Genomic DNA, 21,144 nt, shown 5'->3' with positions numbered 1-21,144 from the left:
TGATCGAGGCTTCTGAATGTTTGATGAATCCAAAAATCCGCCGCCGCGCAATCGGCTTGACCGGTTCATCCGTCAGTTTCGATATCCGGCCTATTTCATTGCGCTGATCACCCTTTACACGATCGCCTCAACCGCCATCGGCCTGGCGCTCGCCCCTGCCCTCTGGATTTTGAGCCACTGGGTTCCCTGGTCCGCATCCTTCCCCGGTTGGCTCCGCTGGCCGCTCCTCGGCACCGGCCTGGGGTTTTCCTTCTTTCTCTCCGGCTTTACCCTCCTGGTCGTGATTCCGATTTACAACCGGTTGCTGCCGACCCGAATCAAGCCGTTCAAGGGGACCTACTTCACCCTGGCGGCCCTTCCCTGGTTTCTTCACAACGGCCTTTTCTACCTTGTCCGATATACCTTTCTTCAATACGTGACCCTCACCCCGCCCGGCCTCTGGTTTCTCCGGGCGATGGGGATGAAGATCGGCGAGCGGGCCTTTATCAATACCTACCTTATCTCCGATCCCTGCATGCTTACCGTCGAGGACGACGTCGTTTTGGGGGGAAGCGTTCGGATCTTCGCCCACTACGGCGGCGGGGGAAAACTCGTGATTGCGCCTACCTTTATCGGCAACAAAGCGACCATCGGCTTGAACGCGACGGTCATGGGAGATGTGCAGGTCGGCGCCGGCGCGACGATCCTGGCCCACTCGGTTCTCCTCCCCGGCTCCCGTGTCGGCGAGGGAGAAACCTGGGGAGGCGTTCCGGCCCGGCGGATCTCCCGGGAAGAGATGGACCGAATCAAGCAGGAGATCCAGGGACTCCCGGCAGACGGCGTCTCCCCCAAATCTCAGAGCGTTCGTTAGTTTAGAAACCCTCCCTTTTCCCCTCCTCGGTTCCGGCTCTCATCCGGAGAACTTTCTCTCCATCCGCCGGTCATCGACTCAAACCCGAAAGCGGTATCCCCCTAGAACAAACTCGTTAACAGATTTTTTACATCACTTTTATTTCCCCGCAACAACGTTCTGTTTTAATAAATCGGGTAGACTAAAACAGTTGATCTTTACAGTCGATGAGGAGAAAAGAGCATGACCGACCGATTTCAGCCGTCCGATCTCTGCGGAATCATTCTTGCCGCCGGCGAGGGAAAACGCCTTCAGCCGCTGATCCGCCGATGGCGGGGAGATGACCTCCCCAAACAGTATGTTCAATTTACGGAGAGCCGCTCCCTGTTGCAGCAAACGATCGACCGCGCCCGGCGGCTGATCCCTTCCGACCGTCTTTTTACCATTGTGGATCGGAAGCACTTGGGGTACGCCGAAGTCTGGCGCCAGATCGAAAACCGCCCCCGCGGCACCGTCATCCTCCAGCCTGAGAATAAAGAGACCGGGCCCGGCGTGCTCCTGCCGCTGATGCGGATCTATAAATACCACCCGAATTCCACCGTCGTCATCTTTCCGTCGGACCATTTTATCCGCCAGGAGAATCTCTTCATCGATCATGTCGATCTGGCCTGCCGTCTCGTCGCGGAAGACCCCTCTCGCCTGATCCTGCTCGGAATGCAGCCGACCGGCCCCGACCCCGAATATGGTTACATCTTGCCGGGAGGGGAGATCGGCCATCTGAACCCGTCGGGAGTGCTGGAGGCGATTCGTTTTATCGAAAAACCGGAGGCGCGGGCCGCATCGGAACTGGTTCGGCGGGGCGGACTTTGGAACACCATGGTCATGGTGGTCAAGACGAAACGGCTTTTGGCGTTGGCGAGAGCGGTCGCCCCCGAGCTTCTCGGTTCTTTCGATACGCTTTTAGACGCCATCGGGACACCCGAAGAGGTAGAAGCCGCCCAAGCGATTTATCAAAATATTCCATCCATCAATTTTTCGAAGGACCTTCTGGAGCGGTTTCCGCTCCGGGACCCCTCCTCCCTCGCCGTCCTCCCGGTTCGGGGGGTCTACTGGAGCGATTGGGGATCGGTCCACCGGGTGGTGAGCGACCTTCGAAAAATGGGCCAGATCAGCCCGCTGCTGTCGATGGAAACGGACGAATCGTTGCTGGTCGGTCAGAGCCGGTAATCTCCTGGGACGACAAAACCCGGTTGGGTCAAACCTCCCGATGCAATCTTCATTTGACGAATCGGGCAGGTTGCAAGTACAATCGAACCGGGAGGTTTTGTTCTCGGCATGATGGATCTGCTCAACGCGGCCATTCTCGGCATCGTGGAGGGGGTGACCGAATTTCTACCGGTCTCTTCGACCGGTCATCTGATCATCGCCGGACACCTCCTCGGCTTCGTGGGAGACAAAGCCTCGACATTTGAAGTCTTCATCCAACTCGGCGCGATCCTCGCCGTCGTCGTCCTCTACAAAGAACGCTTCTTCCACCTCTTCGATTTCTCTCGGACCCGCGGCTTCGCCGGATTCAACGGGATGGTCCTTCTGGGGCTGACGACCGTTCCGGCGCTGCTCTTCGGCTTTCTCGCCCACGGTTTTATCAAAGAACATCTCTTCAACACCACGACGGTGGCGATCGGGCTGGGAATCGGCGGGATCGGCATTCTCCTCGCCGAGCGCTTCCTCCCCAAGGCGGATAAACACGGTCTCGATTCGCTGGGGCCGAAAGACGCCCTGCTGATCGGCCTCTTCCAATGCCTCGCCCTCTGGCCCGGCATCTCCCGCGCCGGCGCGACGATCCTGGGGGGAATGATCATCGGGACCGAACGGAAAACGGCGGCCGAATATTCCTTCCTCGCCGCCGTCCCGGTGATGTTCGCCGCCACCGGCTACGACCTTCTCAAAAGCCGCTCCTTCCTTGAGGCCGCCGATATCCCTTTTTTTGCCATGGGATTCGTCGTCTCCTTCATCGCCGCTTGGCTCGCCGTAAAAACCTTCATTCAGCTCCTCTCCCGCTACACCCTGAGCCCCTTCGGGTGGTATCGCATTGCGGCGGCGATTTTGTTATTGCTGATTTTGGGATAGCGGCTTCGTATCATTCTTCCACAAGTTCACTTCTCATTAGGCTCCATACCATTTTGATCTTGCAAAAACCGACCAAAATGTCTATCTTCTGCCTGCCACTTCTTGCGCCGGCCATTTGCGCCGGCCATTCCGGCGCAACATCAGGTTAATAAATCTCGTAACACTGTTTTCAAAACGTACGATCCCGTGATTTTACAGACAGGGGATTTCCTATTTATCCACATCAACAGCGGCCAAAAAACATGCGAAAGGAGACAAAAACAGATGCGACGATTCATGGTAATTGGGTTCATCGCGTTGGGGATTCTGAGTGCATCGAACAACCTGCTTTTCGCGGAAGAGCCCAAAACACTCGAGGAACTCTTGATTGAAAAAGGAACGATTACAAAAGAGGAAGCCGCCTCCGTTCAGGAGACCAAACTTTCAAAGTGGGTGGATCGATTCTCCTTTGCAGGAGATCTTCGCCTCCGGCACGACTCAACCATTAGAGAAGCTCCCAACCGCGACCGGCATCGTCAACGACTTCGCCTGCGGCTGGGAAGTACGCTTAAGATCGACAATTTTCTCGTCGGCATCCAGCTCGCATCCGGAGACGGCAGCCAGACGTCGAACAATCAGAGCTTCGATAGTCTTTTCAGCCAAAAACCGATCTGGATCCGACAGGCATACCTGCAATGGAAAGCAGCCTCGTGGCTGGCGCTGACCGGAGGGAAGATGCCGAACCCCTTTTTCCGGGTCACGGAACTGGTTTGGGACGATGACTTGGCCCCGGAGGGATTTGCCGAGAACGTCACCTTTAAGGTCACAGAAATGATCGTTCTCTTCATCAACGCCGGGCAGTTGGTCCTCGACGAAGATTCCACCGACAATAACGACCAATGGCTCTTCGCCGAGCAGGTGGGAACCCGGATCGGTCTTGGAAAGGACACGTCGGTCACCCTGGCCGGCGCATTTTACAATTTCAAAAATGCGACGGAGGGGAGTTTTGGTCAGGTGACCGTCCAAGATGGAAACACCCGGGTCCCGGTCGCCACCGGAACCCCGACCGCCCTGGTGAATAACTACCGGGTTCTTAATATCACGGCCCAGTTCGGCATCAAGGTGGCCGACCTTCCCCTGGCCCTCTATGGAGATTACATCAAAAACCTCGCCGATACGACCACCGATCAGGATACGGGATATCAAGCCGGTCTCCAAATCGGCAAAGCCTCTAATCCTCGGACATGGGAAGTGGCTTACTTCTACAGGATCACCGAAACGGATGCCACTGTTGCCGATATCGCCGATTCGGACTTTGGCCCCAACGGCGGGACAAACCACAGAGGACATGTCGCCTGGATCGGTTATAGCCCGACGAAAGCACTCCAGCTGAAAGCCAAATACGTGGTGACCGAGGTGGAGGACGAAACCCTCCCACCGGGAGAGGACGATACCAAACGGCTTTTCTTGGACATGGTCGTGAAGTTCTAAGCAATTTCCAAAAAAACACAAAGAGCGCCCCCTCCGTTGTCGAGTTTGAGCAATGAGAGGGGGCGCTCGCGTCTTGGAGGGAAGTTGTAACAAAAATTTAACATTGTATTAACACCGGCGAAACTTGGTTCCTTCATTAATAGGTGAGGAGAAATTTATATGAAGAAATGGATTTTCGTGGGCCTTCTGGGGATCGGAATTGCTTCTGCCCAGACGGCTTGGGCCAAATCGACCCTTATCAAGATCGACGGCTCCAGTACCGTTTTCCCGATCACCGAAGCGGTGGCCGAGGAATTTCAGGCAGCCCACCGGGGAGAAAGGGTCACGGTCGGCATCTCAGGCACCGGCGGCGGCTTCAAGAAATTCTGCACCGGGGAAACCGACATCTCCGACGCCTCCCGCCCCATCAAGCGCTCCGAAGTGGAAATGTGCGTCGATAACAAGATCCAATATATCGAGCTGCCGGTGGCGTACGACGGCATTGCCGTCATCGTCAACTTAAAAAACGACTGGGTCGATTACCTGACGGTAAAAGAGCTAAAAAAGATCTGGGAGCCGGCCGCTCAGGGCAAAATCAAAAAGTGGAACCAGATCCGGCCGAACTGGCCCGACAAGGAAATCCATCTCTACGGCGCGGGGGCCGATTCCGGAACGTACGACTACTTTACCGAAGCGATCGTCGGGAAAGAGCACGCCAGCCGGGGCGACTTCACAGCGAGTGAAGACGACAACGTTCTCGTTCAGGGAGTCGCTTCCGATCAATATGCCCTCGGTTTCTTCGGGGTGGCATATTACCAGGAAAACAAAGAGCGTCTCAAACTGGTTCCGATCGATGATGAAAACGACGCCAACGGCAAGGGCCCGATTTTCCCGGAGTACGATAACGTCGTCAAAGGAACTTATCAGCCGCTCGCCCGGCCGGTCTTCATCTATGTCAGCCTCAAATCGGCCGACAGGCCTGAAGTGCGAAACTTCATCGATTTCTACATGAAGAATGGAGCCACCCTTACCAAAGAAGTCGGGTACATCGCTCTGCCGGATCGGGCTTATGCGCTCGGCGCCGGCCGGTTCCAAAAAAGGATGACCGGTTCGGTCTTTGAAGGAAAATCACAGGTCGGCGTCAGTATCGAAGATCTTTTACAAAAAGAAGGGAAGTAACCGCTGTACGCAAGACGTCTCCAGAAAGCAGGCGAAAGTGTGATCGAAGGGGCGCTCCTCTTGAGCGCCCTCTTGTCGGTTTTCATCACCCTCGGGATTATCGGTGTCCTCCTCTTCGAGACCCTCTCCTTTTTCGGCGAAGTTTCGATTATCGATTTCCTCACCGACACGCAGTGGACCCCCCTCTTCGCCGAAAAACACTTCGGCATTCTTCCCCTTTTTGCAGGGACGTTCTTGACAACATTCATCGCGATGGCGGTTTCCCTCCCGATCGGGTTGATCAGCGCCATTTATTTAAGCGAGTACGCCTCCGACCGGGTCCGGACAACGATCAAGCCCTTCTTGGAGATCCTGGCCGCGGTTCCGACCGTCGTGTACGGTTATTTCGCCCTCCTCTTCGTCACGCCGTTGCTTCAGAAATTTTTCCCGGAGATCTCCGGCTTTAATGCCTTGAGCCCCGGAATCGTCATGGGAATTATGATTATCCCGATTATCTCCTCTCTCAGCGAAGATGCGATGCACGCGGTCCCGATCGGACTGCGGGAGGGGGGATATGCCCTCGGCTCCACCCGGCTTCAGGTCGCGCTTCGCGTGGTGCTTCCCGCCGCCTTCTCCGGGGTCGCCGCGTCGTTCATCCTCGGCATTTCGCGCGCGGTGGGGGAGACGATGATCGTGGCGGTCGCCGCCGGCTTGCAGCCGAGGCTGACCCTCAACCCCTTCGTTCCGATCGAAACGGTCACCGCCTACATCGTTCAGGTCAGCCTGGGAGACACCCCCTACGGAACCATCGAATACAGGACCATCTTCGCCGCGGGGATGAGCCTTTTTGTCGTGACCTTTGTCTTGAATATGATCAGTTATTCGCTCCGAAAACGGTTTAGGGAAGTCTACGAATGAGTGTGCCGGAAGCAGCACGACCCGAAGCGGTACGAATCGAAATCAGCAATCGGAAACGAGGCCGGCTTGCCGATCGGGCCTTCTCGATCCTCGGCCTCTTTGCAACGACCATCGGTCTGCTCGTTCTCCTTGTTCTGCTGATCGACGTCATGATCGACGGCCTCCCGAGGCTCGGCTGGGATTTTCTGACGAGCTATCCGTCGCGAAAACCGGAGCGGGCCGGCATTCTCTCCGCCTGGGTCGGGACCGCCTGGCTGATGGTGTTGACGGCGCTGATCACCTTTCCGCTCGGGGTCGCCTCCGCCACCTACCTGGAAGAATACAGCCGGAAGAGCTGGCTGACCGGATTCATCGAGATCAACATTGCGAATCTCGCCGGCGTCCCTTCGATCATATACGGTCTCTTGGGGCTGGGGCTCTTTGTCCGCTGGATGAATCTCGACCGGAGCGTCCTGGCGGGGGCAATGACATTGGCGATTCTGGTCCTTCCGATCGTCATCCTCGCCTCCCGCGAGTCGATCCGGGCGATCCCCGCCTCGATTCGAGAAGCCTCTTACGCCCTCGGAGCGAGCAAGTGGCAGACGATCCGGCATCAGGTTTTGCCGGCGGCGATGCCGGGGATTCTCACCGGGACCATCCTCGCCATGTCGCGGGCGATCGGGGAGACCGCCCCGCTGATCACAATCGGGGCGTTGACCTATGTCGCCTTCGTTCCGACCCTGCCGATCTCGCCGGAGCCTCCTTTCATCAACCCGCAGGGTCTTTTCGATCCCTTCACCGCGCTGCCGATTCAGATTTTCAACTGGGTCTCGCGCCCTCAAAGGGGCTTTTCGATCAATGCGGCGGCGGGGATTTTGGTTCTGTTGTTCATCACCTTTGTCATGAACGGGATTGCCGTTTATTTAAGACACCGCTATCAAAAACAGATCAGGTGGTAATCATGGATGCCGCGATTCACGTTCAAAAACTGAATGTCTTTTACGGAAAAAAACAGGCGCTGCGGGACGTCAACATGGAGATCCCCTATAAAGGGGTCACGGCGCTGATCGGTCCTTCCGGCTGCGGCAAGAGCACTTTTATCCGCTGCCTGAATCGGATGAACGACCTGGTCCCGGGATTCCGAGCGGAGGGGACCGTTCTCTACCAGGGCAAGAACATCTATTCCAGAGGGATGGACGTGATCGATGTTCGAAGAAAGATCGGGATGGTCTTTCAAAAACCGAACCCCTTCCCCAAGAGCATCTATGAAAATATCGCCTACGGATTGCGGATCCAAGGGATTAAGGACAAGACAAAAATCGATGCAATCGTGGAAGAGAGCCTGAAGAAAGCGGCGATTTGGGAAGAGGTCAAAGATCGCCTCCCGCAATCGGCCCTTTCCCTCTCGGGAGGCCAGCAGCAGCGGCTCTGCATCGCGCGGGCCCTCGCCGTGGCGCCCGATGTGCTCCTGCTCGACGAGCCGACCTCGGCCATCGATCCGATCGCCACCGGACGGATCGAGGAGTTATTGCGGGAATTGAAAGAAAGTTATACCATTGCGATTGTAACGCACAACATGCAGCAGGCGGCCCGGATTTCGGATAAAACCGGGTTCTTCCTGCTCGGAGAGTTGGTGGAATTCGATTCCACCTCTCGGATTTTCACCAACCCGAAAGATTCCCGAACGGAAGATTACATCACGGGAAGATTCGGATAATGTCCGCTATTCTCTTATAAGTAGTAGTAGAAGATAAAGAAAGGAAGGTATCATGATGAGACTCCGTCATATCGGAAGGTATGTAAAACAAGCGGTGAAGATTTATCGGCTCGCGCTGAAGAACGCGCGAATCCCCCTTCGCGCCAAGTTGTTTCTGACCCTGGCGCTCGGCTACCTCTTGCTCCCCTTCGATCTCATTCCCGATTTTCTGCTGGGAATCGGGCAGGTGGATGATCTCCTCATCGTCCTCTCTTTACTGATGTCGGCCATGCGGTTGATCCCCAAAGACATTTTTGATCAATATCGCAGACAGGCCACTGAGATTGACGTCACCCCTTAAAGGAGAACCATGCACCGCCATTTTGAAGAAGAGCTCACCCGGTTAAAAGAAAAGATCCTGAAGATGGGAGCGTTGGTAGAAACACAGATCGCCGCCTCCATCAAAGCCCTTGTCGAACGGGATGGTCCGCTGGCCAAACAGACGATCCAGAACGATCACCTCGTCAACGCGATGGACGTCGAGATCGACGAAGAATGTATCCGCCTGCTCGCCCTCTACCAGCCGGCGGCCCGCGACCTTCGCTTCATCACCACCGCCATGAAGATCACAACCGACCTGGAACGGATGAGCGATCTTGCCGAAGATATCTGCGAGCGGTCGATCGAGCTGGCGGAGGAGCCGCTCCTCAAACCGTACATCGACATCCCGCGCATGGCAGACGCGGCGCAGAAGATGGTCCGGGAGGCGCTCGACGCCTTCGTCAACAAAGACGCCAAGCTCGCCCGGAAGGTCTGCTCCGAAGATCAGTTCATCGACGAGCTGACCCACCAGATCTTCCGAGAGCTCCTCTCCTTCATGGTCGAAGACCCCACGACCATCACCCGCGCCGTCCGGGTCAGCTTCATCGCCAAATACATCGAACGAATCGGCGACCACGCCACCAACATCGCCGAGATGGTGGTCTACCTGGTGGAAGGGAAGATCATTCGACACACGAAGGTGTGAACGGGGAGAATCTTGACAGCTTCCCCATCCTCCGCTACGATTAATCCCAGTCCCTTCCAAACCCACCAGCGAGGTCACGCCCGATGCGCCCCGTTTACATGATTACCGGCGGAATCACCAAATTCAAGAAAGCCAATCCCGAAAAAGATTTCCGCTACATGGTCAAAGAGGCGTTCGACTACGCCCTGGATGATCTGCCGAAATTAAAAATGGAGATGATCGACGGCGCCGTCGGATCTTATTTCTCCGACCACTTCACCCGGCAATTGAAAGCCGCCAGCATGGTCCAGGACTATCTCGGTCTCTGCCCCAAGCCGTCGAAGCGGATCGAGGGGGGAGGGGCCACCGGCGGCCTCTGCTTCCAGAGCGCCTGGGAGGCGGTCTCCTCGGGCCGGATGAACGTCTGCCTCGCCTTCGGCTTTGAGACGATGTCGCGGGTCAACACCTGGAAAGGAAATGAATTCATCGCGCTCGCCTCGGACACCAATTTCGACTTCCCCGTCGGCGGCTTCTACACCGGCTACTACGCCATGATGGTTCAGCGGCACATGCACGAGTTCGGGACCACCCCGGAGCAGCTGGCGTTGGTTTCGATTAAAAACCACGCCAACGCCCTCTACAATCCCTACGCCCAACGTCCCGGAAAGCTGACCGTCGCCGACGTCCGGAGTTCCCAGATGGTCGCCACCCCATTGACAATGCTCGACATCTGCACCATGTCGGACGGCGCCGCGGTCTGCGTTCTCGCCTCGGAGGAGGTCGCCCACAAACTCTCCCCGAATCCGGTGAAGATCACCGGGGTCGGCTCGGGAAGCGACGCCATGCGGATGGCCGACCGGCCGCACGGAAAGGTCTTGCTCCTGCCGCACGAAAAAGCGAGCGACTACCGGAATCTCAAATATCCCGGTGTCCACTCCTTCCGGGGAGGACGCGCGGCGGCGAAGCAGGCGTATGAGATGGCGGGGGTTCGAAAGCCGATCGACGATTTCGATTTTATCGAGCTCCACGACGCCTACACCTCTTCGGAAGTCCAGACCTACGAAGATCTCGGCCTCTGCAAATACGGCGAAGGGGGGCGATTCGCCGAGGAGGGAAACCCCTTCATGCCGGGAATCGACTACGGCCTGAACCTTCCGAAGCAGGGACGCATCCCGGTCAACCCGAGCGGCGGGCTGCTCGCCTGCGGCCATCCGGTCGGCGCCACCGGCCTGATGCAGGCGGTTTTTGCCTTTTGGCAGTTGCAGGGGACGATCAAAAAACACCTTGGAAGCGGAAAACTTCAGATTAAAAACCCGAAACGCGGATTGATCCACAGCCACGCCGGCACCGGCACCTACATCACCGTCAGCATCCTGGAACGAACCTAAGGAGCGGTTCTCAGTTCAAGATCGCCGCGTAATGAAAAAAATGATTGCCTCTCCCCTTTTTTTTCTTTTATAATAGGCTCATCAAATTAACCCTCTCACCCGATCATTCTATGTTGCCTGAAGAGCCAGATTTGAGCGGCATTCATCCCGGCGTCTTCATCGCCGCGATGGTGGCGATTATGATCATCCTCGTCGTCGTTATTTTGGCGCTTTAGATAAATTCCCCCCGAAAAGCGCCTCCTCATTCCCGATAGTCGCATCCGACCGTCTATTTCAGATATGATAGTCGTATCTGGGAAGCATTTGCTCCCGAACCGTAAAGAGGGACGAGCCCATGAGAGGAGCGCGATACGTCGGAGCGGCGGAGAAATATCCGCCCAATCCTCCGTCGCCGAAATTTGACCCCGGCACTTTCACAAAAAAGACACTCATTGCCGTCGGCATCACGGCGGCCGTCGCCGTTCTGCTGTTGCTGGTCGCGGTTTCCGCCGACGTCCTCCTCCTCGTCTTTGCCGGCGTCCTCTTGACCGTTCTCCTCCGAAGCCTGAGCGACCGGCTTGCAGCGCATACCCCCCTCTCGGAGGGCTGGTCGCTCGCGATCGTCATCCTCCTCCTGACCGGAATGTTGGGGTTGGGGGGCTGGCTCCTCGCCCCCGAAGTCGCCAGACAGGCCGACCAACTCATTCAAAGCTTGCCGCGGATGGTTGACCAGCTCACACAGCGCCTCGAGCAGTACGAGTGGGGACGCAGAATCCTGGCGCAGACCCCGCAGGCGGCGGAACAGTTCGCCAGACCGGGGGGAATCATCAGCCGGGTGACCGGCTTCTTCTCCACCGCCCTCGGAATGATCGCAAATCTTGTCATCGTCCTCTTCATCGGCCTCTACATGGCGATCAACCCTTCGCTCTATAAACGGGGGGTGATCCGCCTGGTCCCCAAAGAAAAGCGCGGCCGCGCCGAGACGGTGTTGAATCGGGTCGGCTACATCCTCCAGTGGTGGCTGATCGGGCGGGTGATCGCCATGATCGTCATCGGCCTCCTCACCGCCGTCGGCCTCGGGTTGATCGGTATTCAGCCCGCGATGGCCCTCGGCATCCTGGCCGGCATTTTGAACTTCATTCCCTACATCGGCCCGATCCTCTCGATTATTCCTCCCCTTCTGATCGCCGTCGGCCAAGGCCTCATGCCGACGCTTTATGTAGCGATCCTCTATTCGATTATCCAAGGGTTCGAGAGCTATCTTCTCACCCCTGTGATCGAGCGGCAGGTCGTCCTCCTTCCGCCGGCGTTGACAATCGCGGTGCAGGTTCTCCTCGGCATCCTCCTCGGCATCCCGGGGATCATGCTCGCCTCCCCGCTCACCGCGACGATCATGGTTCTCGTCCAAATGCTCTATGTTGAAGATATTCTTGGGGATCGGGGGGAATCCGGCGCCTAACGTCGGCGCTTCAATCGAATCTTCAGGCGGCCATTTTTCTTGTTCAATCGGCCTCATTCTGGTATATTTCCGGTACTGTACTTTGTGTGCGACCTGAACACCCCAACCGGAGGAGTAAGTGCAGGGACTACGGGATGCGATCGGGAACCTTGCCGGGATTCTCATCGGTCTTCTGGAAGTCATCGGCGCCGCCCTGGCGCTCCTGGCCGTCGTCCTTCTCGCCGCCGTAATATTGCGGTCGGTCGGGCGCGCCGTCTGGGGCCGGGCAACACTGGTCCTCCCCTTTCGCGGGGCCGACAAGGCGGGCCTTTGCCTGAACGAGATCCTGGCCCAACAGCTCGGCGAGATCGAAACGGCCTGGCAGGGGCTGAGCCGGCAGGTCCGGGAGGCGCAGGCGGCAGCCAAGGCGGGGAACATGGCGATGCTGGTCGATCTCGGCCGGAGCGAGCCTGACGCCTTTCTCGACTCCCAGCAGGAGCTCTTGATCCTCTCCGACCCGATGGAGGGACAGGCGATCGGCGCCATCGGCTTCGGCTCCTTCAGCTTCTCGCCGGACAGCCTCTTTGCCCTCTCTTATAAAACGCGAACCCTCCTGGCGCGCCGGACCATCCGGGGGGGGATCGATCAGGTCGGCGACACCGTCCGGCTCTCCACCACGCTGACGACCGATCGGGACGGGCCGACCACGATGGTCCTGGTCCGGTCGATCGAGCGGCCCGATCAGCTCCTGGAGCTGGTCGACGACATGGCCTTTGAAATCGTCAAACGCCGCTGGGGACTGTCGAGCGAAGCGAAGACCTGGCGCGGATATCGGGCCTTCATGCAGGGGTACACCCACCATATCCGTTATATCCGGACCGGAAACACCGCCGAGCGGGAGGCGGCGATCGACAAGTACCGGCAGTCGGTCACGATTGAGCCCGGTTACGCCCTTGCCCACTACAATCTTGGAACCCTGCTCTACAACCGGTTCACCGCGACCGACAATGACCGGGCGATCGAGCACCTGCGGAAAGCGGCCGAGGCGAGTGAAGCGACCCTCAAGGCGCTCTCCCTCGGCGTTCTCTCACGCGCCTATTGCCAGCAGGTTCACCGCTACGGACATGAGAAGATGCCCTGGATGGCGTGGGCCGAAGAGGCGAGCGCCATGGCGGTTCAACTGGGACCCGACCTCGAAGAGACCTGGCTGGCGCACGGCTTTGCCCTTCAGTTCCTTGGAAAGCCGCGCGAGGCGATTGAAGCTTATTGGCGCGTCATGGCCCTTCCCGGCGACTCTCCTGAGGAGCTCCGCTTGAAATCATCCGCCGAGAACAACCGGGCGTATATCGCGATGACCGAGTTCAACGACCTCAAGGAGGCCGAAGTTCTCTTCAAACATGCGTTGGCCCTCGACCCCCATAACAAGTTTTGCTATGCGAACCTCGGCGAGATCTACAAGCGTCAGAACAACTACTCCGCCGCGCTGGTGGCGTTCGAGCAGGCGGTCCGTCTCGATCCGCGTTACACCAACGGAACCAACGAATTGGGGATGCTCTACATCGCCATCGCGGCCGACGCCCGCGATTCCGGAAAGCAGAAAGAGATGGCGGAAGCCCTCCAAACGGCGGCGCACTGGCACGAGCGCGCCCTCTCCATCGTCCCTGAAGAAGAAGCGCGCCACCGCGCCGAGATCCGAAAGCGTTTTGCGAAGGCCTATCGAGAGAAGGGGTTTCATCAGGAAGCGGAGTGGGTCGCGACGCCGGGCGACGGCAAACACTTCGCCCGTCAAAACGGAGATTAAAAATAATACCGGGCTGGAAAGATTCCCTTTGGCCGGGGGGTTGAAACAAGAAGTCGGAAACGACCCTCAGAAATCGACGCGAATCAGATCGGCCGACCAGCGCGGTTGAAAATCGTTGCCGACCGGCTCCAGATCGAAGCGGAGGGTCGGCATCTGGACGGTGAGCCTGCCGTCTTCAATCTCGGCGAAGGCGCGCGCCGCCCTCCCGATGCCATAGAGCGTTCCGGCGATCACCCCGACCCCCGCCCCGATGGCAATGTCGTCCAGATGATCCCCCGGATTCTCTTTGAAGGCCATAAAGGCCGCCCCCACGAGCGCTCCCGCCAGCCCGCCGTAGAAACCGTCGATGAGGACCTCCTCCATGGCATTCTCCCGTCTCGCTTCCGCTACTCCCGGAACAAGGGAGACCAGCATGAGCAGCAGAAGAACGGTTCCAATCGCTCTTTTCATTGATCCTCCTCTGTTGATTAGGAATCCCGATCGAATAGCTGTCAAAACGGGGCGATGGTACACCAGACCGCCGCAGAATGCAACAAAATGGCGCATGACCCGCCGCGCGGCGTCCCGAACTGGAATCAGCCCCCTTGACAACACTCCCCGCCAAGGGCGACATTAGAAAAAAACTTCTCCTTTCCAAGGGATGTCTTTTCATGAAACCGGTTGTCGTCCTCAGCAAATGTCTTGAATTTGCGCCCTGCCGATATAACGGCGCGATGATTGCCGATCGCTTCGTGAAGCGGTTGGAGCCGCATGTGACCTTTTTGCCGATCTGCCCGGAGGTTGAGATCGGATTGGGCGTTCCCCGCGATCCGATCCGGCTCGTTTCGGAGGACGGGGAGTTGCATCTCCTCCAGCCGGCCACCGGCAAAGCTCTCTCGGAGAAGATGCGGCGTTTCTCGAATTCGTTTTTGACCTCTTTGAACGAGGTCGATGGGTTCATTCTAAAGAACCGCTCCCCTTCCTGCGGCATCAAGGATGTGAAGCGCTTCCCGAAAATGGAAGCCGAGGCTCCCGCCGGCAAAGGGGCCGGGTTCTTTGCGGGAGAGGTCCTCGAACGTTTTCCCGGTCTCGCGATCGAAGATGAGGGACGGCTGAATCATCCCAAGATCCGGGACCACTTTCTGACGAAGCTCTTCACCTTGGCCCGTTTTCGAGAAGCAAAGAAGACAAACCGCCTGGACACCCTGGTCCACTTTCACGCCACCCACAAGCTCCTCCTGATGGCCTACAACCAGAAGCTGATGCGCCTACTCGGACGGATTGTCGGCAATGCGGAGAGACGGACGGCCGCCGATCTCTTCAACGAATACGCGCCTCACCTCCAGCAAGCGCTCTCCCGCCCTCCCCGATCCGCCTCCAACATCAACGTTCTGATGCACGCCCTCGGCTATTTTTCCGACGATCTCTCCAAAAAGGAAAAGGCCCTTTTTCTCCGGACCTTGGAGAGCTACCGGAAAGGATACCTCCCGCGGAGCGCAGCCTTGAGCATCCTCAAAGCCTGGGTCGTCCGATTCCGAAACGGGTATCTCGAAGATCAGACCTTCTTCGAACCCTATCCGGAATCGCTGATTGAAACAGAGGAAAGAGATCGAACGGAAAGGAAGTAGGGGTTCAACACGTCGAACCCCGATGAAGAAGGGAAAAATCCCCCTTGACCCGGTTTTCCGAAACGGTTATTCTCGCCGAGAAACCCTTTCCCTTCATCCGGAGGTCCGTATGCTCGGCACCCCCCTTTCGAAGAATGCCTTCCGGCTGATGCTCCTCGGCTCGGGCGAGCTGGGCAAAGAGGTCGCCATCGAAGCCCAGCGGCTCGGCGTCGAGGTGATCGCCGTCGACCGCTATCCGAACGCCCCCGCCATGCAGGTGGCCCATCGCCACTATATTATCGACATGCTCGATCCGCGCGCCGTCGATCAGGTGGTTCACCGGGAGCGGCCCGATCTGATCGTTCCGGAGATCGAAGCGATCGCCACCGATTATCTGGTCAAGGCGGAAAAACATTTTACCGTCATCCCGACCGCCCGCGCCGCGCGGCTGACGATGAACCGGGAAGGGATCCGGCGCCTTGCGGCGGAGGAATTGAAACTTCCGACGAGCCAATTCCGGTTCATCGACCGGCCCGAGCAGTTGAAAGAGGCGGCCGGCGCCGTCGGATACCCCTGCGTGATGAAGCCGATTATGTCATCGTCCGGGAAGGGGCAGTCGGTCGTCCGCTCCGAAGCGGATCTTCTGAAAGCATGGGAGTACGCGATGACGGCCGCTCGGGCCAAGGGAGGCCGTGTCATCCTCGAATCGTTCATCGCGTTTGACTATGAAATCACCCTCCTGACGGTCCGCGCCGTCAACGGCACCTTCTTCTGTCCCCCCATCGGCCACATCCAGATCGACGGCGACTACCGCCAGTCGTGGCAGCCGCATCCGATGTCGGAGACCGCTCTCAAACGCTCCAAGGAGATCGCGGCGGCGGTGACGGAGAATCTCGGCGGGCGGGGCATCTTCGGCGTGGAGCTGTTTGTGAAGGGGGAGGAAGTTTATTTTTCCGAAGTCTCCCCCCGGCCCCACGACACCGGATTGGTCACGCTGATCAGCCAGGATCTCTCCGAGTTCGCCCTCCATGTCCGGGCGATCCTCGGCTTCCCGGTCCATCCCCCCGTGATCCGCACCCCCGGCGCTTCCGCCGTGATTCTGGCCGAAAAAGAGGCGATCGCTCCGACATTCGAGATCGGCCCGGCGCTGTCGGAGCCGGAGATCCAGATCCGCCTTTTCGGAAAACCCGACTGCCGGAAAAATCGGCGGATGGGGGTGGTCCTCGCCGCCGCGAAAGAGCCGTTCGAAGCCCGCGACCGCGCCGTAAAAGCGGCATCGCAGGTGAAAGTAAATTACACCGGTTAGGCACGTCCCTTTCACTGAGATCGACCTGGATCACGCGGGAATGACAGCCCCTTATTCATGCTGGAGTCTCGATGAGCGGCCTTCTTGAAAATCAAGTCGCTCTGATCACCGGCGCAAGCCGGGGGATCGGCTATGCCGTGGCCGAGGCCTATCTCCGCGAAGGGGCCAAGGTCGTCATCTGCGGGCGGGATGAAGCGCAGTTGAAGAAGGCGGAGACCGATCTGGCCCCTCTCGGCGAGGTGATGGCGGTGCATTGCGACGTTTCGGATCTCGACCAGGTCGATGCCATGGTCGAGCGGGTCATCGCCCGCTTCGGCCGGATCGACATCCTCATCAACAACGCCGGAATCAGCATGACCTTCGGCCGTGTCGGCGACATCGACCCGAAGCGATGGGCCTACGTCATCGCCGTCAACCTGGTCGGCACCTTCAACTGCTGCCACGCCGTCATTCCCCACATGATGAAACAAGGAAAGGGGAAAATCTTCAACCTGAAAGGGTACGGCGCCGATTTCCCCTCCCCGCGCGTCACCGCCTACGGCGCGACGAAGGCGGCGCTCGTCGCCTTCACCCGCTCTCTCGCCCGCGAATACAAGGGAACCGGGATCACCGCCAACATCTTCTCCCCCGGGATGGTGAGGACCGATCTGCTGATGAGCGGCGAAGCCACCGAGGAGGGGCGCCCCCACCGGGAAAAGGTCGGCTGGTTCATCGACATGTTGGCCAACCCGGTCGAAGTACCGGCGGCGCTGGCGGTGAAAATGGTCTCCCCCGAAAACGAAGGGGCCACCGGAAAACTCTTCCAGGTCATGACGAAGCGGAAATTTATCTTCCGGGCGATGACGTACGGCCTGAAGCGGCTGATCGGCCGTTCGGCCCCTTCCTGACCCCCGGCCCCTTTCCTTCAGACAGATCTCCCGAAACAACCGCTCAAAAAAGCGCTTGACAAGATTTTCTTATTTCTATATATTTGGAAATATGAAATCAAAAAACAAACATTCCTTGCAAGCCGAACAGGCCCACGTCGAAGCGCTCAAAGCCTTGGCCCACCTCGATCGCCTTCGTCTTTTCTTTTTTCTGGTTCAAGCCGGCGGAGAGGTCTCCGCCGGGGAGATTCAGAAAGGGCTCGACCTGCCGGGGCCGACCCTGTCGCATCATCTGAACCTGCTCCGCCGGGCCGGCCTCATTCAAAGCCGGCGGGAAGCACGGTTCATTTATTATTCCATCCAGCGGGAGATGGTCTCGGAGCTGATCCGGCTTCTGAGCGCCTGCTGCTGAAAATCCAAGGAGGACGACATGACCGACACCGACATCAAAAAAATCGTGAAAGAAAAATATGGCCGGGCCGCGTTGCAGGCGGGAAGCGGCAAGAGCTCCTGCTGCGGCGGCACCGCCGAGTGGAACCCGATCACGTCGAACCTTTACGGCGATCAGGAAACCGCCGAACTTCCGACCGAAGCGCTCCTCGCCTCGCTCGGCTGCGGCAACCCGACGGCGCTCGCCGAGCTTCACCCCGGCGAGAAGGTCCTCGATTTGGGCTCCGGCGGCGGGATCGACGTCCTCCTCTCGGCCCGGCGGGTCGGCCCGGCCGGCCACGCCTACGGCCTCGATATGACCGACGAGATGCTCGCCCTGGCGCGGGAGAATCAGAAAAAAGCGGGGGCTGAAAATGTCACCTTCTTGAAGGGGGAGATCGAACAGATCCCCCTCCCCGACCGGTCGGTCGATGTCATCATCTCCAACTGCGTCATCAATCTCTCCGCCGACAAGGAGCAGACCCTCGCGGAGGCCTTCCGCGTCTTGAAACCGGGCGGCCGTTTCGCCGTCTCGGACATTGTCGTCCGGGGGGCCGTTCCCGACGAGATCCGCCGCAACGTGGAGCTTTGGATCGGCTGTGTGGCGGGGGCGCTGGAAGAAGAGCGGTATCGTTCGATCTTGAAAAAGGTCGGATTTGAAGCGATCGAAATCGTTCCGACCCGGATCTACACGATGAAGGAGGCCCGGGAGCTATTGGTCGACTCGTGCGTCACGCCGGAAGCGATTGAATCGATCGCCGCGGCGACGGGGGGGAAATTCATGAGCGCCTTCGTCCGGGCGCGAAAGCCGAACGGGTAACGTCTTGCGCCCCTGGAGTGAATCGGTTTAAAATCGACTCACTCAAATCCCATCGATCCAGTCAACCGTAGAGAGGAGGGCGCCATGTACGTGATCACAGGAGCCACCGGACATACCGGAAGAGTGATTGTCGAAAAACTGCTGGCCGAGGGGAAACCGGTCCGGGCGGTCGCGCGGAGCGCCGAGCATCTGAAGCCGTTGGCGGCGAAGGGGGCCGAGCCGTTCGTCGGCTCTTTGGAAGAGACGGCGATGGCCCGGGCCTTCTCCGGCGCCGAGGCGGTCTATACGCTGGTCCCGACGCCCCTGACCGCGCCGAATGTCCGGGCCTCCCAGAACCGCATCGGCGAGGCGCTGGCGACGGCGATTGCGAAGGCACGCGTCCCTTTTGTCGTGAATCTCAGCAGCGTCGGCGCGCAGCTCTCGGAAAAAGTCGGGCCGGTGACGGGGCTTCACGACGTGGAGCAGCGGTTGAACCGGCTGGAGGGGGTGAATGTCCTCCATCTTCGGCCCGCCTTCTTCATGGAAAATCTGATGATGAACATTCCGATGATCAAGAACATGGGGATCAACGGCACCCCGATGAAGGGGGACGTTGCTACCCCGATGATCGCCACGAAAGATATCGCCGCCGAAGCGGCCGAACGGCTCCTCCGTCTCGACTTCAAGGGCAAATCGGTGAAGGAGCTGCTGGGGCCGCGCGAGTTGACGATGACCGAGGCGACGGCGATCTTGGGACGCGCGATCGGCAAGCCGTCGCTCCCCTACGTCCAATTTCCGTATGGGGAGGCCGAGAAGGCGATGATCGGGATGGGGCTCTCTCCCGACGTGGCGCGCGGCTATATCGAGATGTACCGTGCCTTCAACGACGGGATCATGAAGCCGACCGAGCAACGCTCCGCAAAGAACACGACGCCGACCTCGTTCGAAGCCTTCGCGGAGGAGTTCGCGGCGGTTTACAAACAATGATCATGCTGATATGACGTGGAACCCCTCCCGCTACGATGAGAAGCATGCCTATGTCTGGAATCTTGCCGCCGACCTGATCGATCTCCTCTCGCCGAAGCCGGGGGAGCGGATTCTCGACCTCGGCTGCGGGACGGGGCATCTCACCGGCCGGATCGCCGCGCTGGGAGCGGAGGGGGTCGGGATCGACGCCTCCGCGGAGATGATCGCGCAGGCGCGGAAGAATTATCCCGATCTCCGGTTTGAGATCCAAGACGCCAGAGTGTTCCGATTCAACCTCCCCTTCGACGCCGTCTTCTCCAACGCTGCGCTGCACTGGGTGAAAGAACCGGAGCGGGTGATCGCCTGCATCGATCGGGCGTTGAAACCGGGCGGGCGCTTTGTGGCGGAGTTCGGCGGCAAAGGGAATATCGCGCGGATCGTCGGCGCGATCAAAGCGGCCTGCCAAGCGGTTGGTTCTCCCCTGAAAGAGGAAAGCATCCCCTGGTACTTCCCAAGCCTCGGCGAATATGCCGCCTTGCTGGAAAGAAACGGTCTTGCGGTCAACGAAGCCTTTCTCTTCGAGCGTCCCACCCCGCTCGAAGGGGGAGAAGCCGGTCTGCGCGATTGGATCGAGACCTTTGCTACAAACCTTCTACAACACGTCCCTTCCGATCGGCGGCCCGCCGTCATTCAAAAAACTGAAGAGATCCTTCGTCCCGCCCTGTTCCAAAACGGGGTCTGGCAAGCCGATTACAAGCGGCTTCGTCTGAAGGCGATCAAGGAGGGAAAGCCGGTATGATTTCATATCAAGTCGAACGGGAGATCGATCCTGCCGCGGTCGCCGATCTGTTCCGACGGTCCGGCATCCGCCGCCCGGTGGAGGACCTTGATCGAATCGGCCGGATGATTCATCATGCCAATCTGATCCTCTGTGCCTGGGACGGTGAAAAGCTGGTGGCGATTGCACGCGCCCTCACCGACTTCAGCTACTGCTGTTATCTCTCCGATCTCGCCGTCGACCGCGCCTATCAAAAACAGGGAATCGGGAAAGGGCTGGTCGATCGAATCAAAGACATCGTCGGCGAAGAGGTGATGATTCTTCTTCTGTCGGCCCCGGAGGCGGAGAGCTATTATCCCCATCTTGGCTTCGAGAAGGCGGAGAACGCTTGGCGCATTCCGCGCAGGCGGTGATTCTTTCTCGGATGACCGAACCGTCTCGTTGAGGGGTCCGAACCGAGGGAGAACCCTCCCTACGGTATTGCTTTTAATGTCCCTCCTGTGGTATACCCGTTTCGTTTCATATTTCAAAACATAAAATTTCCTGTCAATCCCCGAGCCGGTCTTTGACCGGTTCATTTTTTCAATTGCTTGGGATGATGTACAGGAGATAGACAGAAAAAGTCTGTAAAAAAAGGCGGAAA

The 21,144-nt window shown here is 58.5% G+C and carries 22 protein-coding genes; 21 read left to right on the top strand and 1 reads right to left on the bottom strand.

Going from position 1 to position 21,144, the window contains the following annotated elements:
* Positions 1 to 16 precede the first annotated feature (16 nt).
* The 13 genes from MNODULE_RS04445 to MNODULE_RS25225 all read left to right on the top strand — a co-directional run bounded on the left by MNODULE_RS04445 (position 17) and on the right by MNODULE_RS25225 (position 13,771).
* A complete protein-coding gene (locus MNODULE_RS04445) occupies positions 17 to 850 on the top strand; it encodes a hypothetical protein (RefSeq protein WP_168058256.1) in 834 nt (277 codons plus the stop codon).
* 222 nt (positions 851 to 1,072) lie between these two features.
* On the top strand, positions 1,073 to 2,056 hold the full coding sequence (locus MNODULE_RS04440) for a sugar phosphate nucleotidyltransferase (RefSeq protein ID WP_168058255.1): 984 nt from the start codon (positions 1,073 to 1,075) through the stop codon (positions 2,054 to 2,056).
* A 108-nt stretch (positions 2,057 to 2,164) separates the two neighbouring features.
* On the top strand, positions 2,165 to 2,959 hold the full coding sequence (locus MNODULE_RS04435) for an undecaprenyl-diphosphate phosphatase (protein ID WP_168058254.1): 795 nt from the start codon (positions 2,165 to 2,167) through the stop codon (positions 2,957 to 2,959).
* 264 nt (positions 2,960 to 3,223) lie between these two features.
* The gene (locus tag MNODULE_RS04430; protein ID WP_168058253.1) at positions 3,224 to 4,429 is read left to right on the top strand and encodes a putative porin; all 1,206 of its coding nucleotides are present in this window, start codon (positions 3,224 to 3,226) and stop codon (positions 4,427 to 4,429) included.
* A 159-nt stretch (positions 4,430 to 4,588) separates the two neighbouring features.
* Complete coding sequence (locus tag MNODULE_RS04425) at positions 4,589 to 5,587, top strand: PstS family phosphate ABC transporter substrate-binding protein (RefSeq protein WP_168058252.1); 999 nt, start codon at positions 4,589 to 4,591, stop codon at positions 5,585 to 5,587.
* A gap of 39 nt (positions 5,588 to 5,626) precedes the next feature.
* Positions 5,627 to 6,484, top strand: a complete 858-nt coding sequence (gene pstC / locus MNODULE_RS04420; RefSeq protein WP_202882109.1) for a phosphate ABC transporter permease subunit PstC — start codon at positions 5,627 to 5,629, stop codon at positions 6,482 to 6,484.
* Positions 6,481 to 7,422 carry a phosphate ABC transporter permease PstA gene (gene pstA, locus MNODULE_RS04415; protein ID WP_168058251.1) on the top strand — a complete coding sequence of 314 codons (942 nt, stop codon included), beginning with the start codon at positions 6,481 to 6,483 and terminating at the stop codon, positions 7,420 to 7,422. Before pstC ends, pstA begins: the two co-directional genes overlap by 4 nt.
* Positions 7,423 to 7,424: 2 nt before the next feature.
* On the top strand, positions 7,425 to 8,180 hold the full coding sequence (pstB, locus tag MNODULE_RS04410; RefSeq protein ID WP_181070928.1) for a phosphate ABC transporter ATP-binding protein PstB: 756 nt from the start codon (positions 7,425 to 7,427) through the stop codon (positions 8,178 to 8,180).
* A 52-nt stretch (positions 8,181 to 8,232) separates the two neighbouring features.
* Positions 8,233 to 8,520: a YkvA family protein gene (locus tag MNODULE_RS04405; RefSeq protein ID WP_181070926.1), complete on the top strand. Its 288-nt coding sequence runs from the start codon at positions 8,233 to 8,235 to the stop codon at positions 8,518 to 8,520.
* A gap of 9 nt (positions 8,521 to 8,529) precedes the next feature.
* The gene (phoU, locus tag MNODULE_RS04400; protein WP_168058250.1) at positions 8,530 to 9,186 is read left to right on the top strand and encodes a phosphate signaling complex protein PhoU; all 657 of its coding nucleotides are present in this window, start codon (positions 8,530 to 8,532) and stop codon (positions 9,184 to 9,186) included.
* Positions 9,187 to 9,269: 83 nt separating this feature from the next.
* Positions 9,270 to 10,553 carry a thiolase C-terminal domain-containing protein gene (locus tag MNODULE_RS04395; RefSeq protein WP_168058249.1) on the top strand — a complete coding sequence of 428 codons (1,284 nt, stop codon included), beginning with the start codon at positions 9,270 to 9,272 and terminating at the stop codon, positions 10,551 to 10,553.
* A 334-nt stretch (positions 10,554 to 10,887) separates the two neighbouring features.
* A complete protein-coding gene (locus tag MNODULE_RS04390) occupies positions 10,888 to 11,991 on the top strand; it encodes an AI-2E family transporter (RefSeq protein WP_168058248.1) in 1,104 nt (367 codons plus the stop codon).
* Positions 11,992 to 12,109: 118 nt separating this feature from the next.
* Complete coding sequence (locus MNODULE_RS25225; protein ID WP_168058247.1) at positions 12,110 to 13,771, top strand: tetratricopeptide repeat protein; 1,662 nt, start codon at positions 12,110 to 12,112, stop codon at positions 13,769 to 13,771.
* A 66-nt stretch (positions 13,772 to 13,837) separates the two neighbouring features.
* Here MNODULE_RS25225 and MNODULE_RS04380 read toward each other — a convergent pair whose 3' ends face one another.
* Positions 13,838 to 14,221: a hypothetical protein gene (locus MNODULE_RS04380; protein WP_168058246.1), complete on the bottom strand. Its 384-nt coding sequence runs from the start codon at positions 14,219 to 14,221 to the stop codon at positions 13,838 to 13,840.
* A gap of 200 nt (positions 14,222 to 14,421) precedes the next feature.
* Here MNODULE_RS04380 and MNODULE_RS04375 point away from each other — a divergent pair, with 200 nt between their 5' ends.
* From MNODULE_RS04375 to MNODULE_RS04340, 8 genes are all read left to right on the top strand, one after another.
* The gene (locus MNODULE_RS04375) at positions 14,422 to 15,378 is read left to right on the top strand and encodes a YbgA family protein (RefSeq protein WP_168058245.1); all 957 of its coding nucleotides are present in this window, start codon (positions 14,422 to 14,424) and stop codon (positions 15,376 to 15,378) included.
* A 109-nt stretch (positions 15,379 to 15,487) separates the two neighbouring features.
* Positions 15,488 to 16,663, top strand: a complete 1,176-nt coding sequence (purT, locus tag MNODULE_RS04370; RefSeq protein ID WP_422666746.1) for a formate-dependent phosphoribosylglycinamide formyltransferase — start codon at positions 15,488 to 15,490, stop codon at positions 16,661 to 16,663.
* Between the two features lie 71 nt (positions 16,664 to 16,734).
* The gene (locus tag MNODULE_RS04365; RefSeq protein WP_168058243.1) at positions 16,735 to 17,550 is read left to right on the top strand and encodes an SDR family NAD(P)-dependent oxidoreductase; all 816 of its coding nucleotides are present in this window, start codon (positions 16,735 to 16,737) and stop codon (positions 17,548 to 17,550) included.
* A 91-nt stretch (positions 17,551 to 17,641) separates the two neighbouring features.
* Entirely contained in the window at positions 17,642 to 17,941 is a 300-nt protein-coding gene (locus tag MNODULE_RS04360) for an ArsR/SmtB family transcription factor (protein WP_168058242.1), read from the top strand.
* 18 nt (positions 17,942 to 17,959) lie between these two features.
* On the top strand, positions 17,960 to 18,778 hold the full coding sequence (locus tag MNODULE_RS04355; protein ID WP_168058241.1) for an arsenite methyltransferase: 819 nt from the start codon (positions 17,960 to 17,962) through the stop codon (positions 18,776 to 18,778).
* Positions 18,779 to 18,862: 84 nt separating this feature from the next.
* Positions 18,863 to 19,744: an NmrA family NAD(P)-binding protein gene (locus MNODULE_RS04350; protein ID WP_168058240.1), complete on the top strand. Its 882-nt coding sequence runs from the start codon at positions 18,863 to 18,865 to the stop codon at positions 19,742 to 19,744.
* A gap of 10 nt (positions 19,745 to 19,754) precedes the next feature.
* Positions 19,755 to 20,522 carry a class I SAM-dependent methyltransferase gene (locus tag MNODULE_RS04345; RefSeq protein ID WP_168058239.1) on the top strand — a complete coding sequence of 256 codons (768 nt, stop codon included), beginning with the start codon at positions 19,755 to 19,757 and terminating at the stop codon, positions 20,520 to 20,522.
* Positions 20,519 to 20,914 (top strand): GNAT family N-acetyltransferase, encoded by a 396-nt coding sequence (locus MNODULE_RS04340; RefSeq protein WP_168058238.1) that lies wholly within the window; start codon positions 20,519 to 20,521, stop codon positions 20,912 to 20,914. The genes MNODULE_RS04345 and MNODULE_RS04340 overlap by 4 nt, the downstream gene beginning before the upstream one ends.
* Positions 20,915 to 21,144: the final 230 nt, after the last annotated feature.

Origin of the sequence: Candidatus Manganitrophus noduliformans (assembly GCF_012184425.1) — a bacterium.
Taxonomy (GTDB): Bacteria; Nitrospirota; Nitrospiria; order SBBL01; family Manganitrophaceae; genus Manganitrophus; species Manganitrophus noduliformans.
The sequence above is the reverse complement of the archived record's forward strand: the minus strand, read 5'-3'. Positions and strand labels throughout refer to the sequence as shown.

What these genes read in the sequence shown, in the direction of transcription:
- MNODULE_RS04445 (WP_168058256.1), top strand. Translation starts at nt 17, where the DNA reads ATGTTTGATGAATCCAAAAATCCGCCGCCGCGCAATCGGCTTGACCGG.
- MNODULE_RS04440 (WP_168058255.1), top strand. Translation starts at nt 1,073, where the DNA reads ATGACCGACCGATTTCAGCCGTCCGATCTCTGCGGAATCATTCTTGCC.
- MNODULE_RS04435 (WP_168058254.1), top strand. Translation starts at nt 2,165, where the DNA reads ATGATGGATCTGCTCAACGCGGCCATTCTCGGCATCGTGGAGGGGGTG.
- MNODULE_RS04430 (WP_168058253.1), top strand. Translation starts at nt 3,224, where the DNA reads ATGCGACGATTCATGGTAATTGGGTTCATCGCGTTGGGGATTCTGAGT.
- MNODULE_RS04425 (WP_168058252.1), top strand. Translation starts at nt 4,589, where the DNA reads ATGAAGAAATGGATTTTCGTGGGCCTTCTGGGGATCGGAATTGCTTCT.
- pstA (WP_168058251.1), top strand. Translation starts at nt 6,481, where the DNA reads ATGAGTGTGCCGGAAGCAGCACGACCCGAAGCGGTACGAATCGAAATC.
- pstB (WP_181070928.1), top strand. Translation starts at nt 7,425, where the DNA reads ATGGATGCCGCGATTCACGTTCAAAAACTGAATGTCTTTTACGGAAAA.
- MNODULE_RS04405 (WP_181070926.1), top strand. Translation starts at nt 8,233, where the DNA reads ATGATGAGACTCCGTCATATCGGAAGGTATGTAAAACAAGCGGTGAAG.
- phoU (WP_168058250.1), top strand. Translation starts at nt 8,530, where the DNA reads ATGCACCGCCATTTTGAAGAAGAGCTCACCCGGTTAAAAGAAAAGATC.
- MNODULE_RS04395 (WP_168058249.1), top strand. Translation starts at nt 9,270, where the DNA reads ATGCGCCCCGTTTACATGATTACCGGCGGAATCACCAAATTCAAGAAA.
- MNODULE_RS04390 (WP_168058248.1), top strand. Translation starts at nt 10,888, where the DNA reads ATGAGAGGAGCGCGATACGTCGGAGCGGCGGAGAAATATCCGCCCAAT.
- MNODULE_RS04380 (WP_168058246.1), bottom strand. Translation starts at nt 14,221, where the DNA reads ATGAAAAGAGCGATTGGAACCGTTCTTCTGCTGCTCATGCTGGTCTCC.
- MNODULE_RS04375 (WP_168058245.1), top strand. Translation starts at nt 14,422, where the DNA reads ATGAAACCGGTTGTCGTCCTCAGCAAATGTCTTGAATTTGCGCCCTGC.
- purT (WP_422666746.1), top strand. Translation starts at nt 15,488, where the DNA reads ATGCTCGGCACCCCCCTTTCGAAGAATGCCTTCCGGCTGATGCTCCTC.
- MNODULE_RS04365 (WP_168058243.1), top strand. Translation starts at nt 16,735, where the DNA reads ATGAGCGGCCTTCTTGAAAATCAAGTCGCTCTGATCACCGGCGCAAGC.
- MNODULE_RS04360 (WP_168058242.1), top strand. Translation starts at nt 17,642, where the DNA reads ATGAAATCAAAAAACAAACATTCCTTGCAAGCCGAACAGGCCCACGTC.
- MNODULE_RS04355 (WP_168058241.1), top strand. Translation starts at nt 17,960, where the DNA reads ATGACCGACACCGACATCAAAAAAATCGTGAAAGAAAAATATGGCCGG.
- MNODULE_RS04350 (WP_168058240.1), top strand. Translation starts at nt 18,863, where the DNA reads ATGTACGTGATCACAGGAGCCACCGGACATACCGGAAGAGTGATTGTC.
- MNODULE_RS04345 (WP_168058239.1), top strand. Translation starts at nt 19,755, where the DNA reads ATGACGTGGAACCCCTCCCGCTACGATGAGAAGCATGCCTATGTCTGG.
- MNODULE_RS04340 (WP_168058238.1), top strand. Translation starts at nt 20,519, where the DNA reads ATGATTTCATATCAAGTCGAACGGGAGATCGATCCTGCCGCGGTCGCC.